16 protein-coding genes and 1 tRNA gene are annotated in these 16,751 nt (G+C 35.4%); 11 read left to right on the top strand and 6 right to left on the bottom strand.

The features are described from left to right. Window positions 1–38 precede the first annotated feature (38 nt). From B176_RS0105395 to B176_RS0105370, 6 genes are read left to right on the top strand one after another with little or no spacing between them, the layout of a single operon-like run. A complete protein-coding gene (locus B176_RS0105395) occupies window positions 39–1,502 on the top strand; it encodes an ATP-binding response regulator (protein ID WP_017257764.1) in 1,464 nt (487 codons plus the stop codon). Window positions 1,503–1,520: 18 nt separating this feature from the next. Next, a complete protein-coding gene (locus tag B176_RS0105390; protein ID WP_017257763.1) occupies window positions 1,521–5,087 on the top strand; it encodes a hybrid sensor histidine kinase/response regulator in 3,567 nt (1,188 codons plus the stop codon). A 7-nt stretch (window positions 5,088–5,094) separates the two neighbouring features. Further along, on the top strand, window positions 5,095–5,457 hold the full coding sequence (locus B176_RS0105385; RefSeq protein WP_017257762.1) for a response regulator: 363 nt from the start codon (window positions 5,095–5,097) through the stop codon (window positions 5,455–5,457). A gap of 1 nt (window position 5,458) precedes the next feature. Further along, a complete protein-coding gene (locus B176_RS0105380; RefSeq protein WP_026063169.1) occupies window positions 5,459–6,283 on the top strand; it encodes a CheR family methyltransferase in 825 nt (274 codons plus the stop codon). After that, on the top strand, window positions 6,265–6,843 hold the full coding sequence (locus tag B176_RS0105375; protein WP_017257760.1) for a chemotaxis protein CheB: 579 nt from the start codon (window positions 6,265–6,267) through the stop codon (window positions 6,841–6,843). Before B176_RS0105380 ends, B176_RS0105375 begins: the two co-directional genes overlap by 19 nt. A gap of 17 nt (window positions 6,844–6,860) precedes the next feature. After that, complete coding sequence (locus tag B176_RS0105370) at window positions 6,861–7,217, top strand: response regulator (protein ID WP_017257759.1); 357 nt, start codon at window positions 6,861–6,863, stop codon at window positions 7,215–7,217. A 75-nt stretch (window positions 7,218–7,292) separates the two neighbouring features. Here the strand turns inward: B176_RS0105370 and B176_RS0105365 are convergent, their stop codons facing one another. The 4 genes from B176_RS0105365 to B176_RS0105350 all read right to left on the bottom strand — a co-directional run bounded on the left by B176_RS0105365 (window position 7,293) and on the right by B176_RS0105350 (window position 9,990). Further along, complete coding sequence (locus tag B176_RS0105365; RefSeq protein WP_017257758.1) at window positions 7,293–8,144, bottom strand: nucleotidyl transferase AbiEii/AbiGii toxin family protein; 852 nt, start codon at window positions 8,142–8,144, stop codon at window positions 7,293–7,295. Continuing rightward, window positions 8,141–8,779 (bottom strand): type IV toxin-antitoxin system AbiEi family antitoxin domain-containing protein, encoded by a 639-nt coding sequence (locus tag B176_RS0105360; RefSeq protein ID WP_026063168.1) that lies wholly within the window; start codon window positions 8,777–8,779, stop codon window positions 8,141–8,143. Before B176_RS0105360 ends, B176_RS0105365 begins: the two co-directional genes overlap by 4 nt. Window positions 8,780–8,988: 209 nt before the next feature. Further along, window positions 8,989–9,072 (bottom strand) — tRNA-Leu (locus B176_RS0105355). 48 nt (window positions 9,073–9,120) lie between these two features. After that, window positions 9,121–9,990 (bottom strand): DUF3078 domain-containing protein, encoded by an 870-nt coding sequence (locus B176_RS0105350; RefSeq protein WP_017257756.1) that lies wholly within the window; start codon window positions 9,988–9,990, stop codon window positions 9,121–9,123. Window positions 9,991–10,074: 84 nt separating this feature from the next. Between B176_RS0105350 and yihA the strand changes: the two genes are divergently transcribed. From yihA to B176_RS0105320, 5 genes are all read left to right on the top strand, one after another. Beyond that, complete coding sequence (yihA, locus tag B176_RS0105340; RefSeq protein WP_017257754.1) at window positions 10,075–10,698, top strand: ribosome biogenesis GTP-binding protein YihA/YsxC; 624 nt, start codon at window positions 10,075–10,077, stop codon at window positions 10,696–10,698. Between the two features lie 12 nt (window positions 10,699–10,710). Continuing rightward, window positions 10,711–11,571, top strand: coding sequence for a UbiA-like polyprenyltransferase (locus tag B176_RS0105335; RefSeq protein ID WP_026063167.1), 861 nt, complete (start codon window positions 10,711–10,713; stop codon window positions 11,569–11,571). After that, window positions 11,568–13,277 (top strand): M3 family oligoendopeptidase, encoded by a 1,710-nt coding sequence (locus B176_RS0105330; RefSeq protein WP_017257752.1) that lies wholly within the window; start codon window positions 11,568–11,570, stop codon window positions 13,275–13,277. The genes B176_RS0105335 and B176_RS0105330 overlap by 4 nt, the downstream gene beginning before the upstream one ends. Before the next feature lie 79 nt (window positions 13,278–13,356). Continuing rightward, window positions 13,357–13,605, top strand: coding sequence for a hypothetical protein (locus B176_RS0105325; protein ID WP_017257751.1), 249 nt, complete (start codon window positions 13,357–13,359; stop codon window positions 13,603–13,605). Between the two features lie 101 nt (window positions 13,606–13,706). After that, window positions 13,707–14,009 carry an FtsB family cell division protein gene (locus tag B176_RS0105320; protein WP_017257750.1) on the top strand — a complete coding sequence of 101 codons (303 nt, stop codon included), beginning with the start codon at window positions 13,707–13,709 and terminating at the stop codon, window positions 14,007–14,009. A 3-nt stretch (window positions 14,010–14,012) separates the two neighbouring features. On the opposite strand, the gene B176_RS0105315 is transcribed toward B176_RS0105320, so the two are convergent. Next, window positions 14,013–14,630 carry a trimeric intracellular cation channel family protein gene (locus B176_RS0105315; RefSeq protein ID WP_017257749.1) on the bottom strand — a complete coding sequence of 206 codons (618 nt, stop codon included), beginning with the start codon at window positions 14,628–14,630 and terminating at the stop codon, window positions 14,013–14,015. Beyond that, entirely contained in the window at window positions 14,617–16,701 is a 2,085-nt protein-coding gene (locus B176_RS19045) for a hypothetical protein (RefSeq protein ID WP_017257748.1), read from the bottom strand. Before B176_RS19045 ends, B176_RS0105315 begins: the two co-directional genes overlap by 14 nt. Window positions 16,702–16,751: the final 50 nt, after the last annotated feature.

Genomic DNA, 16,751 nt, shown 5'->3' with positions numbered 1-16,751 from the left:
ATAAACTTTATATTGATTTTACAAATACGAAATTTTAAATGATCCTAATAGTTGATGACAAACAAGAGAATATTTATTCTTTAAAAAAACTACTAGAATCAAAGGGATTTAGCGTTGATACCGCACTATCTGGGGAAGAAGGTTTAAAAAAAGTGCTTAATACAGATTATGCATTAATAATTTTGGACGTTCAAATGCCATCCATGGATGGTTTTGAGGTAGCCGAAACTTTAAGTGGTTTTAACAAAACAAAAGATATACCAATCATATTTTTATCTGCCGTAAACACCAATAATGAGTTTATCAATAAAGGGTACGAGTCTGGCGGAATTGATTACGTAGTAAAACCCTTTGATCCAGAAATTTTGTTACTAAAAGTGAACACTTTTGTTCGGCTTTATAAACAAACCAAAGAACTACAAGATACACAACACGCTTTACGGGCAGAAATAGATATCCGAAAAAAGGTTCAGTCGGAACTTAAAGAACGGGTGGAAGAATTACAATATACGTTAGAGGCACTCCCATTAATTGCATTCACCGCTAATGAAAAAGGAGAAATTGAATTTGTAAATCAAAAGTGGTTTAATTATTCTTTAACAACTGATCAGTTTCCGCAAACTTTTGATAATGAAATAAATATTGCAGAAGCTTGGCATCAGATAATCCCCAAAAAGCAGAATTTGGAGCTTGAGGTACGCATTAAAGAATTAAACAGTGCTAAGTACAAGTATCATCTTTTACGTATTGTACCGATTTTTGAAAATAAAAAGGTTTCTAAATGGATTGGCACATTCACCGATATTGAAGATCGAAAACAAATCGAGAAAAAGAAAGATGAGTTTCTGAGTATCACCAGCCATGAGTTAAAGACGCCTTTAACCAGCGTTAAAGCTTATATTCAGTTACTTTCACGATCTTTAAAAAACCACGAATCTGAACAGGTTAAGGGCTATATAGAAAAAGCTCACCTACAGGTTGGAAAATTAAACGAACTTATATCTGATCTGTTGGATGTTTCTAAAATTGAAAACGGAGAGCTAAAGCTAAATAAGCAACCGTTTGACGCAAAAAAACTCATTGAATCTTGCATTGAAACCATACAGCAAACACACAATAATTTCACACTTGAAGTTGTAGGCAATGAAAGCCCTTTACTCATCAACGGCGACGAAAACCGGATTGAGCAGGTGCTGATCAATTACCTCACCAACGCTCTCAAATACTCCCCAGAAAGCCAGTTTTTACGGGTAAGTAGAGAAACTGCCGATAACAATTTAATAGTAAAAGTTAAAGACAGCGGAATTGGAATCCCGGCAGACAAACAAAAAGATATTTTCTCTAAATTTTACAGAGTTGAAGAATCTTCACTAAAGTTTCAAGGTTTAGGCATTGGGCTTTATATTTCTGCAGAAATCATCAAAAAACACAATGGCAACGTTGGAGTAAACAGTTCGCCAGCAAACGGCTCAGAATTTTATTTCTCTATCCCAATTAACTAAAATCCCAATAAAAAAATTATGGCATCTAAGTTTATTAGAAATTTGCAAATAGGCTTTACAGTATCTTTCATACTATTAATCATTAGCTCTAGTGCATCTTACTTCTCAATTACAAAATTAGTTGACAACCAAGGATGGGTTAAGCACTCTCTAAATGTTATAAAAACCCTAGACGATGTGCATCTAAACCTGAAAGACAAAGTGATAGGTATGAGAGGTTTTTTGTTAACTAAGAACGAAAAATATGTAAGACCATACTATGCAAGCAAACTTTCAAAAGATTCTTTACTGAATTCACTGGGTTCCCAAATATCTGATAATTCTGTTCAGGTCGAAAATTTAAAGCTTCTTTCGAGCCAGTTTTCGGATTATGATGCAATTTTAGAGGGATTGATTAATCACACGGAAAACCGCATAGTTAACACCGCTGCACAAATTGACCTTGGTCGGGAGTTAATGGAACGTGTTCAAGTGCAAATCATTAGAATGAAAGCCGTTGAACGAGATTTGTTAGAAGAACGGCTTTTGGCCAGTAAGCAGTCTTCTACCCTTACGCCCATACTTTTACTCATATCAGCAATAATTTCTTTGATCATTACGCTTGTGTTCTACATCAGAATTAAAGATGATTTTACAGAGCGAGAGAAATTAAAAGCTACTTTAATTAATAAAGACAAAGACACTAGCGATAGTATATTAAAAATAGCAGAAATTGCTGACCAGATTTCTCTAGGAAACTATAGTACGCGAGTAGTAAGCGAAAACTTAGGCATATTGAGTAAGTTAAGCAACTCATTAAATGACATGGCGGCTTCGTTAGAAACATCGTTCAATAAACTGAACGATAACGAGTGGCTACAAAAAGGCCTAGTAGACCTAAACGAAAAGTTGAGCGGCAACAAAACCGTTGATATCATTTGCCAAGAAACCATTAACCATATGGTGCAATATGGGCAATGTGCAAACGGTGCCATTTACCTTTACGAAGACGGAAAATTAGTTATGAGAAAGGCTTATGCACATGAAGCTTTTATGAAACCGTTCTTTAACGAAGGAGAAGGTTTAATTGGGCAGGTTTTTAAGGATAAGCAGCCAAAAGTTTTAAGTAACCTAGATAAAAGCTATACCATAGCTACAGCCAGCGGGGTCATCGAACTATCAAACCTGTTGATTTGCCCAATAATGATTGAGAATACCCCTATTGGCGTAATTGAAATAGGATGCACCGACAGTTTTACTGATGTTGATATGCAATTTCATTTACGAGTTGCAGAAAATATTGGAGTTTCAATAAGCAGTGCAAAATCTCGCAGACATATACAAGATTTACTAGAAGAGACTCAGAGTCAAACCGAGGAATTGCAATCACAACACAGTGAATTGGAGAACTTAAACACTGAATTAGAAGCGCAAACTCAAAAACTGCAAGCATCTGAAGAAGAATTAAGAGTACAACAAGAAGAATTGCTACAATCAAACAAAGAGCTTGAAGAACGTTCTACACAATTGGAAGAAAAAAATTCTGAAATTATAGAAAGGAATAATGAAATCCAGCAAAAAGCAGAACAGCTTGAACTAAGTACAAAGTATAAATCAGAGTTTTTAGCAAACATGTCTCACGAGCTAAGAACACCGCTAAACTCTATTCTTTTACTTTCCAGATTAACGGCCGAAAATCCAGACGGGAACTTAAATGAAGACCAAATTGAATCGGCTAAAGTAATCCAGAGCTCAGGAAACGGTTTATTATCCTTAATTGACGAAATACTTGACCTATCTAAAATAGAGTCGGGAAAAATGGATATACATATTGAGCCAACGCCAATAAGTACGATTACTACCGAACTGAAAAACCTCTTTGCACCTGCAGCCAAAGACAAAAACATTGATTTCATAATCAATAAAAACACAGAATTAAAAGAAATAGATACGGACTTTGTAAGGTTAGGCCAAGTACTTAAAAACCTTATTTCTAATGCCATTAAATTCACCGACAAAGGAAGTGTAACCTTAGATATTAGCGATAAAAACAAAAATATTGTATTTAAAGTTACAGATACTGGTATTGGGATACGAGAAGATAAACAACGGATCATATTCGAAGCTTTTCAGCAAGCGGATGGCACTACCCGGAGAAAATTCGGTGGCACAGGTTTAGGCTTATCAATTAGTCGCGAACTAGTAAAGCTTTTAGGTGGTAAAATAAGTGTGGAAAGTAATTTGGGAAAAGGAAGTCGGTTTACAGCCAGTTTTCCGCTAAACAAAGAAGACATTGTTATCGAAACTGTATTGACCACGCCTCAACCTGAGCTATTACAGAGTCAGCATGTAAACTACGCACCTTCCAATTACGTGATTGATATTATTCCGGCTCAAGTAGACGATGATAGAGCTTCCATTAAAGAAGAAGACAATGTTATTTTAATTGTTGAAGATGATACCGTTTTTGCAAAAACACTATTAAGTTTTGCTAGAAAGCAAAATTATAAAGGCGTAGTAGTAGTACAGGGAGATTTCGCATTAAAAGCGGCGTTAGAGTTTAGTCCCAAAGCCATACTTTTAGATATCCAGTTACCAATTATGGACGGTTGGATGGTGATGGACCAATTAAAATCCAATGCACAAACCAAGCATATCCCGGTACACATTATGTCGTCTTTACAGGCGAAAAAAGAAAGTTTACTGAAAGGTGCTGTAGATTTCATAAACAAACCGTTCGCTATTTCAGAGATGGGCGATGTATTTAAGAAGATTGAAGATGCGTTAAATAAAGGATCAAGAAAGGTGCTTATTATCGAGGAAAACAATAAGCATGCGAATGCACTTTCTTATTTCTTAGGCAACTTTGACATCAGTACAGAGATAAAAACCACCATTTCTGAAAGTGCCGATGCATTACAGCAAGAAGCTGTTGACTGTGTAATATTAGATATGGGCGTTCCGTATGAAACTGCTTACGAAACACTAGAAACCATTCGAAAAAACCCTGGTTTAGAGAGTTTGCCGATTATTATCTTCACCGGAAAAAACATTTCCAAGGTTGAGGAACTGAAAATCAAAAAGTATGCTGACTCTATCATCATCAAAACAGCGCACTCCTACCAAAGAGTACTAGATGAGGTTGGTTTATTTTTACACCTGATAGATGAAAGTAAAAAACCTAAAAAAGAGAACTCCACGGTGAGATTAGGAACTCTAACTGAAGTGATTAAAAACAAAACGGTTTTAATTGCTGATGACGATGTAAGAAATATCTTCTCGCTGTCAAAAGCGCTGGAGAAAAATGGCATGAAAGTTATAAGTGCTATTGATGGAAAGCAAGCGATTGAAAAGTTAGCAGAAAACCCACAGGTTGATATTATTCTGATGGATATTATGATGCCTGAGATGGATGGCTACGAAACTATAAGCGCAATTAGAGAAAATCCGAAGTATAAAAATTTGCCAATTTTTGCGGTTACCGCTAAAGCGATGATTGGCGACAGAGAAAAATGTATTAAGGTTGGTGCGTCGGATTACATTTCTAAACCGGTTGACATCGACCAATTATTGTCTTTACTAAGAGTGTGGTTATATAAAGGCTAGTTTTTTTATGCACAAAAAAGAAATATTAATCATTGATGATGATTACCGAAACATTTTTGCGTTAAAGATGGTTCTTCAAGCAAGAAAGCTTCAGTGCCAAACGGCGTTAAGTTTTAAAGACGCAAAAGAGATTTTGAATGCCAACAATAATGTTGCGTTGATTTTGATGGATATGATGATGCCAGAAACGGATGGCTATCAAGCTATTGATCTATTAAAAAAAGAAGGCAGTGAAATACCTATAATTGCCCTTACAGCGCAAGCTATGACAGGCGATAAAGAAAAATGTATCGCAGCAGGTGCAGACGGGTACGTTGCAAAACCGGTTAATATTGACCACCTTATGGTTTATATTGAAAAATACCTATAAAATGCTTGGTTACAATTTAGTTGACGATGAGGAGCTAGAGATTTTACTAAATGATGTAGCCAACAAGTACGGGTACGATTTTACAGAATACAGCAAAGCATCAATTAAAAGAAGAGTAAACAGGCTGTGTGCTTTAGATAAGTTCACCAGCTTTGCGGAACTACGTTACAGAATAACCAACGATGAAAATTATTTCGGAAGGTTTGTTGAAGAAATTACGGTAAACGTTACAGAAATGTTTAGAGATAGGCATTTCTACAAAACTTTAAGGGAACAAATAATCCCTCAGCTTGGCGTAAACTCTTACATTAAAATTTGGTTGGCAGGTTGCTCTACCGGTGAAGAAGCTTATTCACTTTCTATTTTATTACATGAAGCAAATTTAGCACACAAAGCTATAATTTATGCTACAGATATTAATCCAAGCGTATTAGAAACCGCCAAACACGGCGTTTATCCAATTGGTTTAATGCGCAACTACTCAGAAAACTATATCAACAGCGGGGGAACAACTGATTTCAGCACTTATTACACTGCAAATTATGACCACGTAAGGTTTATTGGCAAATTAAGAGAGCGCATGATTTTTGCCACTCATAATTTAGTATCAGATAGTTCTTTCAATGAGTTTCAACTTATCTTGTGCCGTAACGTTTTGATCTATTTTGATAAAAATTTACAAGAAAAGGTTTTCAAGTTATTTGATTCAAGCTTAGAAAGTTTGGGTTATTTAGCGCTGGGTTCAAAAGAAACAATCAAATTTTCGGAGCTTGAAAATCGCTATCAGCAAATCGAAAAAGAAAAGATATGGAGAAAAGTGACCTAAAAAGTAAAATTGAACTGTTGGTAATTGGGGGTTCTGCGGGTTCTTTCAACGTACTATTAGCACTCATACCAAAACTTAAAACCCCTATCAATTTTGCTATAATTGTTGTTTTGCATCGCAAAAGCGGATCAACTACAAGTATTAGCGAAGTTTTCAACTTAAAAACAGAAATCAATGTTTTTGAGTGCGAGGATAAAGACCCTATTATTGCGGGCAATATTTACTTTGCACCAGCAGATTACCACCTTTTAATTGAAAACGACCATACATTTTCTTTAGATTATTCTGAAAAAATGAACTATTCCAGACCATCTATAGATGTTACTTTTAAAGTTGCAGCAGATTTATACGGGGATAAAATGGCAGCTATACTACTTTCGGGCGCAAATTCTGACGGTGCCGAAGGTTTATTATATGTTAATCAGAAAAATGGAACAACTATTGTACAAGATCCAGTTAGTTCGGAGATAGATACAATGCCTAAAGAAGCTTTAAAATTATTTAAACCTGACTTTATAGCTAACGTTGACGAAATTATAGCCGCTATAAATAATTTTTAACCCCCAATTTTTTATCCTTGAAAAAAACAGTACTAATTTTTGATGACGACGTAAATATTTTAGAATTATGTTCTATTATTTTAACGGAGTGTGGTTATGAGGTTGCAACATCGGAAACGTCACACGATATTATAGAAAAAGTTACAGAAACAAATCCGGATGTTATTTTAATGGACAACTGGATTCCGGACATTGGAGGGATAGAAGCCACTAGAATTCTTAAGAAAAACCCACAGTTTAACCACATCCCGGTAATCTACTTCTCTGCAAACAACGATATTAAAAGTTTAGCCGAAAAAGCGGGTGCTGATGCACATTTAGCAAAACCATTTGATTTGGAAGAGTTAGAAACACTCATAAAATCCTTGATTTAAATTTACTCGTGAAACAAAAAAAGCTGTTCAATAATGAATAGCTTTTTTTGTTTTACTTTTGTTTCGCTAAATGCTTTAACCAACTTTAAGGTGATTTATCAGATCCTTAAAATAATCATCAGACCATATATTTAAAGAATCTGGATCTGCTATAAATCTACTGATGTCGGCCTTTACACGTTGCATATTAACCGAATCAATCTTGGTTAACAATAAATCCCTAAATTCTAACTCTGTAATATTTTCCTGTTGCCAATCTCCACTATCTTTTGCTCGCAACAAAAAATGATCAAGGTTTAAAGCGACACCTTTTTTGATATACCATTCCATATCATACCAGTCCCTTCCTTTCACATTTTCGCCCCATTTTCTAAAAAGTAAAGCATGCATTTTACCCGCAAATAAATCGGTAATTACAAAACATTTTACATAAAATGAAAACGGGCGCAGCAACAGCTTCTCTTCTGTTGTAAAACCCAAAGGTGGCTTTTTATCAACTTCGAGCTTAATTTTAATATTGGCAATCTGTTTTATACCACTTTGTGGAATAATGCCTTCTAAAACCAGTTCCTTCCAAATAGTTTCCGACTTTAAAAACGCAGAATCTATATTGGTCTGTACAGATTTTTTCTTTTCTTTTACAGATACTTCCATTCCTTGCGAGGCGAATTCTACCAGAATTGCATCTAAATATTTCGCGAGTGAAAAATCTTCATTGGGCACTAACAAAGAGAAATCCAAATCCTCAGAAAATCGGTCAAGCTTATGAAAAATACGTAAAGCTGTCCCTCCGTAAAAAGCCGCTTTCTCAAAAAAACCCGCCCTATATAATCCGGCAAGAGCAATTTCTTGCATAATTTCTCGTAAAGCCTGTAATGCATCATATTGATTTGCTGGCTCGTAACTATCCAACCATTCCTTTATCATAAGGCTTTAATCATTTTAATAATCATCAATAAACTTTCTTTTTTTGGAGAATTTGGCAACCAACTCTCCATTTCATCTATATTAAGTTCTTTTAACCTTTCTTCATCCATTCGTAAGCTTTCCAGTAAATAATCATAGGCAGTTACAGCACTTCTTAACACAACACCAGCAGAACCAATTATTTTATCAAATAAGGCTTTTTCTGGCGAGGCCACCATTCCATATTGTTTATCTCCAAAAGCTACATGATTAATTCCAAACGAATAATAAGGAAGTGGTAAATGTATATAGCTATACACGCCAACCTGTGTATTAAATTTTCTGGTTGCCTTAGTAGTTGCAGAAGATACTTCAAAAACCCGTTCGGGAATTAAGCCATGGTAGGCAAGTGCAGCATCAAAAGAAACATAGCTTGGCCCTAAAATATGATTTGCCAATAAAAAGGGCTCTGGTTGCTGATTTCCTAAAATCGGACCTGGCAAATATATCCCTCTCTTTACAGCTTTTAAAACGCCACTTTTAAGCAGCTCGTAAACTTTGTCGTTTGGCCTTTTATATTCCGCCAGAGAATCCATCAATAACTGATGAGTAATTGGCTGATTTTTATATAAACGAAGGTTCTCTATTAAATCCACAATCAAATGTATAAAATAAATAAGATAATCGGAAATATTCCGATTATCTTATAAAATAAATACAGTTTAATGTTTCTGTTTTTTGGTTTAAATTAGGAAACATCTTTAAGAAAACGTCCTTCAATAGGTTTAAGAGAACTATTAAAAAAATAATTTAAAACCAAAAACAGCGTTTAAACTAATTTAAACGCTGTTTTTATATTTTTTAGTACCCAAGAGGAGATTCGAACTCCCACACCCATAAGGGCGCCAGCCCCTCAAGCTGGTGCGTCTACCAATTTCGCCACCTGGGTAAACAATAATCTAGACCCAAATATAAGTCTAAATTATCTCGAATAGCTTTAAAATTTAATATTCGCAGCTAAACCAAAAACCTGCCGAGTTTGAAAACCTGCAAAAGCATTGTCATCATATATCGTTTGGAAGGCAATGTTGGTTGATAAATACTTGTTCACTTTCAATACAATGTTTAATTGATAATCTAAATCAACATTCTGAGGATCTTCTAAATAATTAGAATATAAGTTCAATATATTTTCGACTGATACATTTTCTATAATGTTAAACTTGTAATAAGCCGAGGTGTAAAAACCAAGCTCATACCTAAAACTTTTCCCTTCATCAACACCAAAATATGCAGCGTTTGGTAGCGTAAAAGCTTTATCCACGAAAATAAATTTAGACGATGCCGGAGATATATTCACTTTCAAATTGTCTGACTTTTTCCATAACATACCCGGACCTACGTTTAAATATGCCGGAGAAAAAAAGTTAGTATAAGCAGTTCGTGTTTCAACCCCTGCTACTTTGCTATAGTTATAACCTTTTGTAAACTGCGTTTTAAAGTTTAAAATCCCTGAATAAAACCAATTACCAGTCGCTTTTTTACCAATTAGAGAATTAAACTCCATCCGGTCATCAGTTTTTTGTGTAAAAGCACTCGTTTTTGTCTTAACCAGTCCGTAAGATGCTATCACCTTATTGTCCCAGTTTAAATCGCCTTTTTTATAATTAAAGTCGTAATTAACACCAAGATTACCCGACAAGTTATTCTCGCCACCGGCTTGCCAGTTGCTAAAAGTAGATTGGTTCAGCAGGAAAGAGAAATTCCCATTCTTTACCCAACCATCTTTTTTCTCTTCAACTTTGTCTTGTGCAAAACCGTATGTTACAGCTAAAATCGCTAAAACTAATGTAATATACTTTCTCATATCTTTTTTGGCGAAGATAATAGCTTCTTATTCAAAGGCAAAAACTTATTTACCTGTAAACTATAAATAATCGTAATTTTGGGCATGATTATAAAATCTGCAGAATTTACTGTTAGTAATACAAAAATAAGCAAGCTTCCTGTTCCCCAATTGCCAGAATACGCATTTATTGGCCGTTCAAACGTAGGGAAGTCTTCTTTAATAAATATGCTGGTTGATGTAAAAGGCTTAGCTAAAACATCCCAAAAACCCGGAAAAACACAATTGATCAATCACTTTTTGATTAATAAAAGCTGGTATATCGTTGATTTACCCGGTTACGGTTACGCTAAAAGTTCAAAAAGCAACCGCCTGGAATGGGCGAAATTCATCAAACATTATCTAGAAAAGCGGGAAAGTTTGCAATGCGTTTTTGTATTGATAGATAGCCGATTAGAACCTCAGAAAATAGATATCGAGTTTTGCTGTTCGTTAGGAGAGAAAGGAATTCCGTTCTTTTTAATCTTCACCAAATCTGACAAGCAAGGTCAGGTTAAATCGCAACAGCACATGGCACAGTTTAAAAAAGAACTGTCTGCATATTTTGAGGAAGTGCCAGAGATGATTTTAACTTCAGCAGAAAACAAACAGGGAAAAGATGAGATTTTGAAACTGGTTGATCAAATCAATCAGGTTTTTGAAATTCCAGATTATAAAACATTTGACTAAGCTATTTACTGAATGAAAAAATACCTTTCATTAGTCACATTCTCGCATACTATTTTCGCAATGCCTTTCGCCTTTATTGGCTTTTTTTTGGCGATAAACACTACAAATGAACCTTTTTTATGGTATAAATTGTTGTTTATGGTTTTGTGTATGGTATTTGCCCGCAACTCGGCAATGGCCTTTAATAGGTATCTTGACAGAGATATTGACGCCAAAAATCCTCGCACAAAAGTAAGAGATATCCCCGCCGGGCGAATTACTGCAAAAAATGCTTTGGTTTTTACCATTATCAATTGCTTACTATTTATAGTTACAACGTACTTTATCAACAGCCTGTGCTTTATGCTTTCACCAATTGCCTTATTGGTGGTTTTAGGTTATAGCGTAACCAAACGCTTTACCGCTTTGTGCCACTTGGTTTTAGGTTTAGGGTTGTCTTTAGCACCAATTGGCGCTTATCTGGTGGTCACAGGCGAGTTTGCTTTACTACCCGTTTTGTTCTCTCTGGCTGTTTTATGCTGGGTGAGCGGATTTGATATTATTTACGCATTGCAAGACGAAGATTTTGATCGGGAAGAAAACCTGCACTCCATCCCCTCCTATTTGGGTAAAAAAAACGCATTATTGGCAAGTAACATATTACATGTTTTTGCCGCACTTTTTGTAATCGCTCCCTTATTTTTCACCCCTTTAAGCTGGCCTTATTATATTGGTTTATTAATTTTTATTGGAATGTTGATTTACCAGCACCAGTTAGTTAAACCAAATGATTTAAGCAGGGTAAACTTTGCTTTTATGACTACAAATGGCATAGCGTCTGTAGCTTTTGCTGTATCTTTCTTATTTGATATTTATTACCGTACACACCTATGATTTTACAAAAAGCCCAAAGAAATTATCTCTCAGAAAATATAAACATAGACTGGGATACGTTAGAACCTATATTAAATGAACTATTAAACAGAAAAATAAATTCTGTAATAGAATTAGAAAAATGGCTAAAAGATAAAAGTGAAGTTGAAGCTGCTTTAGAAGAAGATTTTGCATGGCGATACATAAAAATGAGCTGCGACACTGCAAATGACGATTTAGTAAAATCGTTCCAATATTTTGCGACGGAAATTGAGCCTAAAATTGCACCTATCGCAAATGAGCTTAACAAAAAACTGATTGATTGCGATTACGTAAAAGAACTGAACCAAGAAAAATATTTTGTTTACCTGCGAGCCATAAAAAAATCGCTTGAGCTTTTTAGAGAGAAAAACATTCCCTTACAAACAGAGTTACAAGTTGAACAGCAAAAATACCAAGGGATAACCGGCGCCATGTCTGTTACTTTAAACGGGCAGGAATATACATTAGAACAGGCTGCTAATTTTTTAAAAGATTTAAACCGCAACGTTAGGCAAGAAGCTTGGGAAAGCATTACAGAAAGACGTTTGCATGATAAGGACGCGTTAAACGATTTATTCAACAAGCTAAAAACGCTACGTCACCAAGTTGCAGTAAACGCCGATTTCGATAATTTTAGAGATTATATGTTTGCCGCTTTAGGCAGATTTGACTACACTGCTAAAGATTGTTTCGATTTCCATGATGCCATAGAAAAGGAAGTTGTTCCGTTATTATCAGCGCAAGCGGAAGAAAGAAAAACGCTTTTAAAATTACAGGAGTTAAAGCCTTGGGATACCGAAGTTGATACTTCTGGAAAAAATCCGTTGAAACCATTTAACAATGGCGAAGAGCTCATCGAAAAATCGACTAAGTGCTTCAATAAATTGGATGCTTATTTGGGTTCTCGCTTAGAAATCATGAAAGCTAATGGACTTTTTGATGTAGAAAGCAGAAAAGGAAAAGCTCCAGGAGGATATAATTATCCATTAGCAGAAACTGGTGCACCTTTCATATTCATGAATTCGGCAAATTCTTTTAGAGATTTAACCACTATGGTGCATGAAGGTGGCCATGCAGTACATACTTTTTTAACCGCTGATTTAGAGTTGAACGACTTTAAACATTGCCCGTCTGAAGTTGCAGAATTGGCATCAATGAGTATGGAGTTGATTTCTATGGATCATTGGGATGAGTTTTTTAAAGACCCCGAGGAATTAAAAAGAGCAAAACGCTACCAATTACGTGACGTTTTAAAAACCTTGCCTTGGGTAGCTGTTGTAGATGCTTTTCAACATTGGATTTACACCAACCCAACGCATACAACTGCCGAAAGAACTAAAGCTTGGACTGAGATTTTCAACCGCTTCGGTGCAAACTTTGTGGACTGGACAGACCACCAGGAAGCTTTAGAAAACCTTTGGCAAAAGCAATTGCACATTTTTGAAGTTCCTTTTTACTATATCGAATATGCAATTGCTCAATTAGGTGCTATTGCAATGTGGAAAAACTACAAACAAAATCCAGAGAAAGGTTTAGCAAATTACATTGCTGCTTTAAAATTGGGTTATACTAAAAACATTAAAGAAATTTATAAAACCGCAGGCATCGAATTTAATTTCAGCGCAACTTATATTAAAGAACTGATGGATTTTGTAAAATTGGAATTAGAGAAATTAGAAGATTAATTTGAATTAAACTTCTAATATTGCCTAAAGCTTACTATTTTTGGAATATTAATCGTAAAATCACTTAATAAAATATTATATGAAAACGTTATTGAAATCTGCAATGTTGTTTTTTGCTTTAGTTTTAACAAACAGCCTATCGTTTGCATCAGCAAAAATTCCAGATGTATATGTTTCCAGATCATCGCTTACAAATTTAGGTGGTGCAGAGCTTTTGAACACTAATTGGTTTTGGATTTTAGTGGCTTTATGTGTTTTGGTTGCTCTTTGTGCGTTAATCTCCACTAAAGACCAGGAAGAAGTGCATGCACCAGCACACACTTTATAAGGAATTTAACATCATATTATTAAAGCAATTGATAGCGACTATTGTTAATATCAATTGCTTTAAATTATTGAATTGTAAAAATTAGCCGTCTTTTTTAAACAATGAAAAATTTATTAAATCTTCTTAAAAACAAGTTTTTCATAGCAGGGATGGCATTTATAGTTTGGATGCTTTTCTTTGATAGAAATGACTTAGCCTCGCAATATGAATATCGTACCAGGGTGCAAAAGCTAGAAGAAGAAAAAGAATTTTATACCTCAGAAATTACAAAAGCAGACACTGAACTTAAAGAATTAACCACCAACATTCAAAGTTTAGAGAAATTTGCCCGTGAGCGTTATTATATGAAACGTGAGAACGAAGACGTATATGTAGTTATGGATGATAAACTGGCAAAGCAGTAACTGTCAATAAATACGAGGTAGGGATAATTTATACTTTACAGCGATTATCCTAATCAGAAAAACTACCGCAACAGATGTCACTTTTACGACGGTATCATCAACTCCCCAGTATCTTAATATCAAAAACATCACACCTCCTAAAATACAGGCAGTTGCATAAATTTCTTTTCTAAAGATTAAGGGAATATTATTCAGTAAAATATCACGGGTTATACCACCAAAACAGCCGGTAACTGTACCTAAAGCAACGCATACTCCGGGACTCAAATCATAAGTTAAGCCTTTTTGTACACCCAATATGGTAAAGAACCCCAAACCTAAAGAGTCGAACAGAAACAAAGTGATTTTAAGGGATTTTATTCGCTTCCAAAAAATCATAGCTACAATTGCGGTAACAATAATCAGCAAAGAATAATTTGCATCCTTTAACCAAAATACCGGCGTAGCGCCTATCAACAAATCTCGCAATGTACCACCACCAACGGCTGTTACAAAGGCAACAATCAAAACTCCAAATGCATCTAAACGCTTTTGCATGGCTGCAAAAGCACCCGAAACGGCAAAAGAGAATGTACCACAAATGGTAATTACGTCACCAATCAAAAGATTATACTGCTCCATTTCTTTTTCTCAAAAACCACTCAAAGCTCAGCAATATTATAATCAATGCAAAAATCCAGTTCAAATTAATTAATGGGTCGTAATTTTTCTCCTGATAGCTTATCGTTTTCACCTTTTCGTTGGTCTTAATCTTTTCAATCAAGCTCATCATATCCTCAGGATAAACCATTATCCCGCCTGTTGTTTCACTTATATTGTATAGCAATTGATGGTTTGCTCTACTTTCCATTAACTCAACATTTAAGGCCTCTACTAAAAAACCACCCTTTGCAGTATATGACATAGAGCCCAGTTTTGTTTTCGCTACAAAATCATATGCTCCTACGGGCAAAAATCCTGTATTCAATTCGTAAGCATTGCCAACTCTAGAAAACACATAACTATATTTTTTACCTTCGGCGCTTTTTAGCTCTAAACTTACTTCGGGTTCATTAACAAGTTCGTAAGCATCATTGTAAAGCTCGCCATTCAGCAAAACAGCTTCATTTTCCAAATACCTACTTTCATTGCTTTGCACTCTAAATTTACGTCTGTCTTCTTTTGCACTTAAATACTGTACAGATTTATTAATCAACTCATCAAAAGCCTCCGTATTGTTATTGCGCTCAAAGTCCTCCATTCTCCAGCGCCAAATTCCTTCACCTGTTAATATTGCAGTCTTCGTTGCACCTGCATCATCAAAAACCAATAAAGACGCCTCGGTTTCTACATTACCAATTTGTTGTTTCAACAGTGTTTTGCCAGCCGATTTAAGCTTATAATTTGCAAAAGGGGCAAAAATGGGTGCAAGGCTTTGTAAATTACTTTGAGTACCGGCGCTCAACGTAAACGCGTAAAAATCAGGATTTAGAATGGAGGAATAGGCTTGTGTCTGATTGCCTCCGGATATTTCTAAAACGGACTGTTGCTTGTTTAAGGTATTTATATCAGTCTGCGTTCCAATAATAAACCATTTACTTTTTTGTTTAATACTGTTTAAAAAAGCGCCAATATTATGTGTGGTAGAAGGTAGATTATGTAAGATAATCAAACCATAATCTGTTATTGTCGCGGGAAAATCATCAGCGAAAGCGACGTTTACTTCATAGTTCTTATTCGTTGATATTGCTTGCTTTAAAGCGCTGATATCTGGATGTGGTGCATCAGCAATAAGCAAAACCTTTTCTCTACCATCTAATACTTCAACATATATCGTTTGTTTATTGTTTTCCGTTGAAACCTCGTTAGCTATAGGCGTTAAATAAAGTGTTATTTTCTGAATGCCTTTCTTTTTCGCGTCAAGCGTAAATTTAAAGGTTTTTGTTTCGTCATCTTTACCAAAAGACACCTGTTGCTGTTTTAACTGCCCATCATTAGTGCTTACTTTTAGCGTTGTAGCTACACCTTTTACACCAAAGGCTTTGGCAGAAATTTCAACTTCGTGGCTGTTGCCTAAATAAACCAATTGGTTATAAGTGGGAGGCATCAACACCAGATCTCGCTTGGAAATGGTATCGCCTAAGGCTACCGTATAAATGGGAAATCGCTTATCAGAAATTTGTGTGATAGGATCTTTGCCCTTATTGTAGATGCCATCTGTGGCTAATATCAATGCACCGATATTTTGATCTGGACTTTGCCCATCAATAAAATCCAGAACGCTTGAAATATCTGTTTGCTTTCCGCTTTGTTCAAAATTAAAACCAGCTTTAGCTTGGTCGCTAAAATTCAGGAGTTTCACCTCATAATCATCACTTAATTTTTTGGCTAAATGCTGTAGATTTTGATGATAAGCTATTGAATCGAAGCCGGTTTTTTGTAGTAAAGCTACTGACGCAGACGCATCTTGAGCGATGAATATCAACGGCTTTTGTAAACGTTGTTTAACGGTTTTTATTAAAGGGGAGAGTAACAGAATAGCCAATAAACCCACCGTAACCGATCGCATTATAAACAGTGAATTTTTCAACGCTCGATTTTCTATCACCGATTTCTGATAAAAAAGCCAAGCGTAAAGAAAGCCTAAGCCAACACAAGGTATTAGCCACCAAACGCTTAAATCGTTAAAAACTAAAGAAAACAGTAAAGGCATATCTGACTGTAAAGATGCGGCTTTAGTATTGATAAATAAAGTTTCGCAGT

This window comes from Pedobacter arcticus A12, from assembly GCF_000302595.1.
Classification (GTDB): Bacteria; Bacteroidota; Bacteroidia; order Sphingobacteriales; family Sphingobacteriaceae; genus Pseudopedobacter; species Pseudopedobacter arcticus.
The sequence above is the reverse complement of the archived record's forward strand: the minus strand, read 5'-3'. Positions and strand labels throughout refer to the sequence as shown.

What these genes read in the sequence shown, in the direction of transcription:
- B176_RS0105395 (WP_017257764.1), top strand. Translation starts at nt 39, where the DNA reads ATGATCCTAATAGTTGATGACAAACAAGAGAATATTTATTCTTTAAAA.
- B176_RS0105390 (WP_017257763.1), top strand. Translation starts at nt 1,521, where the DNA reads ATGGCATCTAAGTTTATTAGAAATTTGCAAATAGGCTTTACAGTATCT.
- B176_RS0105385 (WP_017257762.1), top strand. Translation starts at nt 5,095, where the DNA reads ATGCACAAAAAAGAAATATTAATCATTGATGATGATTACCGAAACATT.
- B176_RS0105380 (WP_026063169.1), top strand. Translation starts at nt 5,459, where the DNA reads ATGCTTGGTTACAATTTAGTTGACGATGAGGAGCTAGAGATTTTACTA.
- B176_RS0105375 (WP_017257760.1), top strand. Translation starts at nt 6,265, where the DNA reads ATGGAGAAAAGTGACCTAAAAAGTAAAATTGAACTGTTGGTAATTGGG.
- B176_RS0105365 (WP_017257758.1), bottom strand. Translation starts at nt 8,144, where the DNA reads ATGATAAAGGAATGGTTGGATAGTTACGAGCCAGCAAATCAATATGAT.
- B176_RS0105350 (WP_017257756.1), bottom strand. Translation starts at nt 9,990, where the DNA reads ATGAGAAAGTATATTACATTAGTTTTAGCGATTTTAGCTGTAACATAC.
- yihA (WP_017257754.1), top strand. Translation starts at nt 10,075, where the DNA reads ATGATTATAAAATCTGCAGAATTTACTGTTAGTAATACAAAAATAAGC.
- B176_RS0105335 (WP_026063167.1), top strand. Translation starts at nt 10,711, where the DNA reads ATGAAAAAATACCTTTCATTAGTCACATTCTCGCATACTATTTTCGCA.
- B176_RS0105330 (WP_017257752.1), top strand. Translation starts at nt 11,568, where the DNA reads ATGATTTTACAAAAAGCCCAAAGAAATTATCTCTCAGAAAATATAAAC.
- B176_RS0105325 (WP_017257751.1), top strand. Translation starts at nt 13,357, where the DNA reads ATGAAAACGTTATTGAAATCTGCAATGTTGTTTTTTGCTTTAGTTTTA.
- B176_RS0105320 (WP_017257750.1), top strand. Translation starts at nt 13,707, where the DNA reads ATGAAAAATTTATTAAATCTTCTTAAAAACAAGTTTTTCATAGCAGGG.
- B176_RS0105315 (WP_017257749.1), bottom strand. Translation starts at nt 14,630, where the DNA reads ATGGAGCAGTATAATCTTTTGATTGGTGACGTAATTACCATTTGTGGT.
- B176_RS19045 (WP_017257748.1), bottom strand. Translation starts at nt 16,701, where the DNA reads ATGCCTTTACTGTTTTCTTTAGTTTTTAACGATTTAAGCGTTTGGTGG.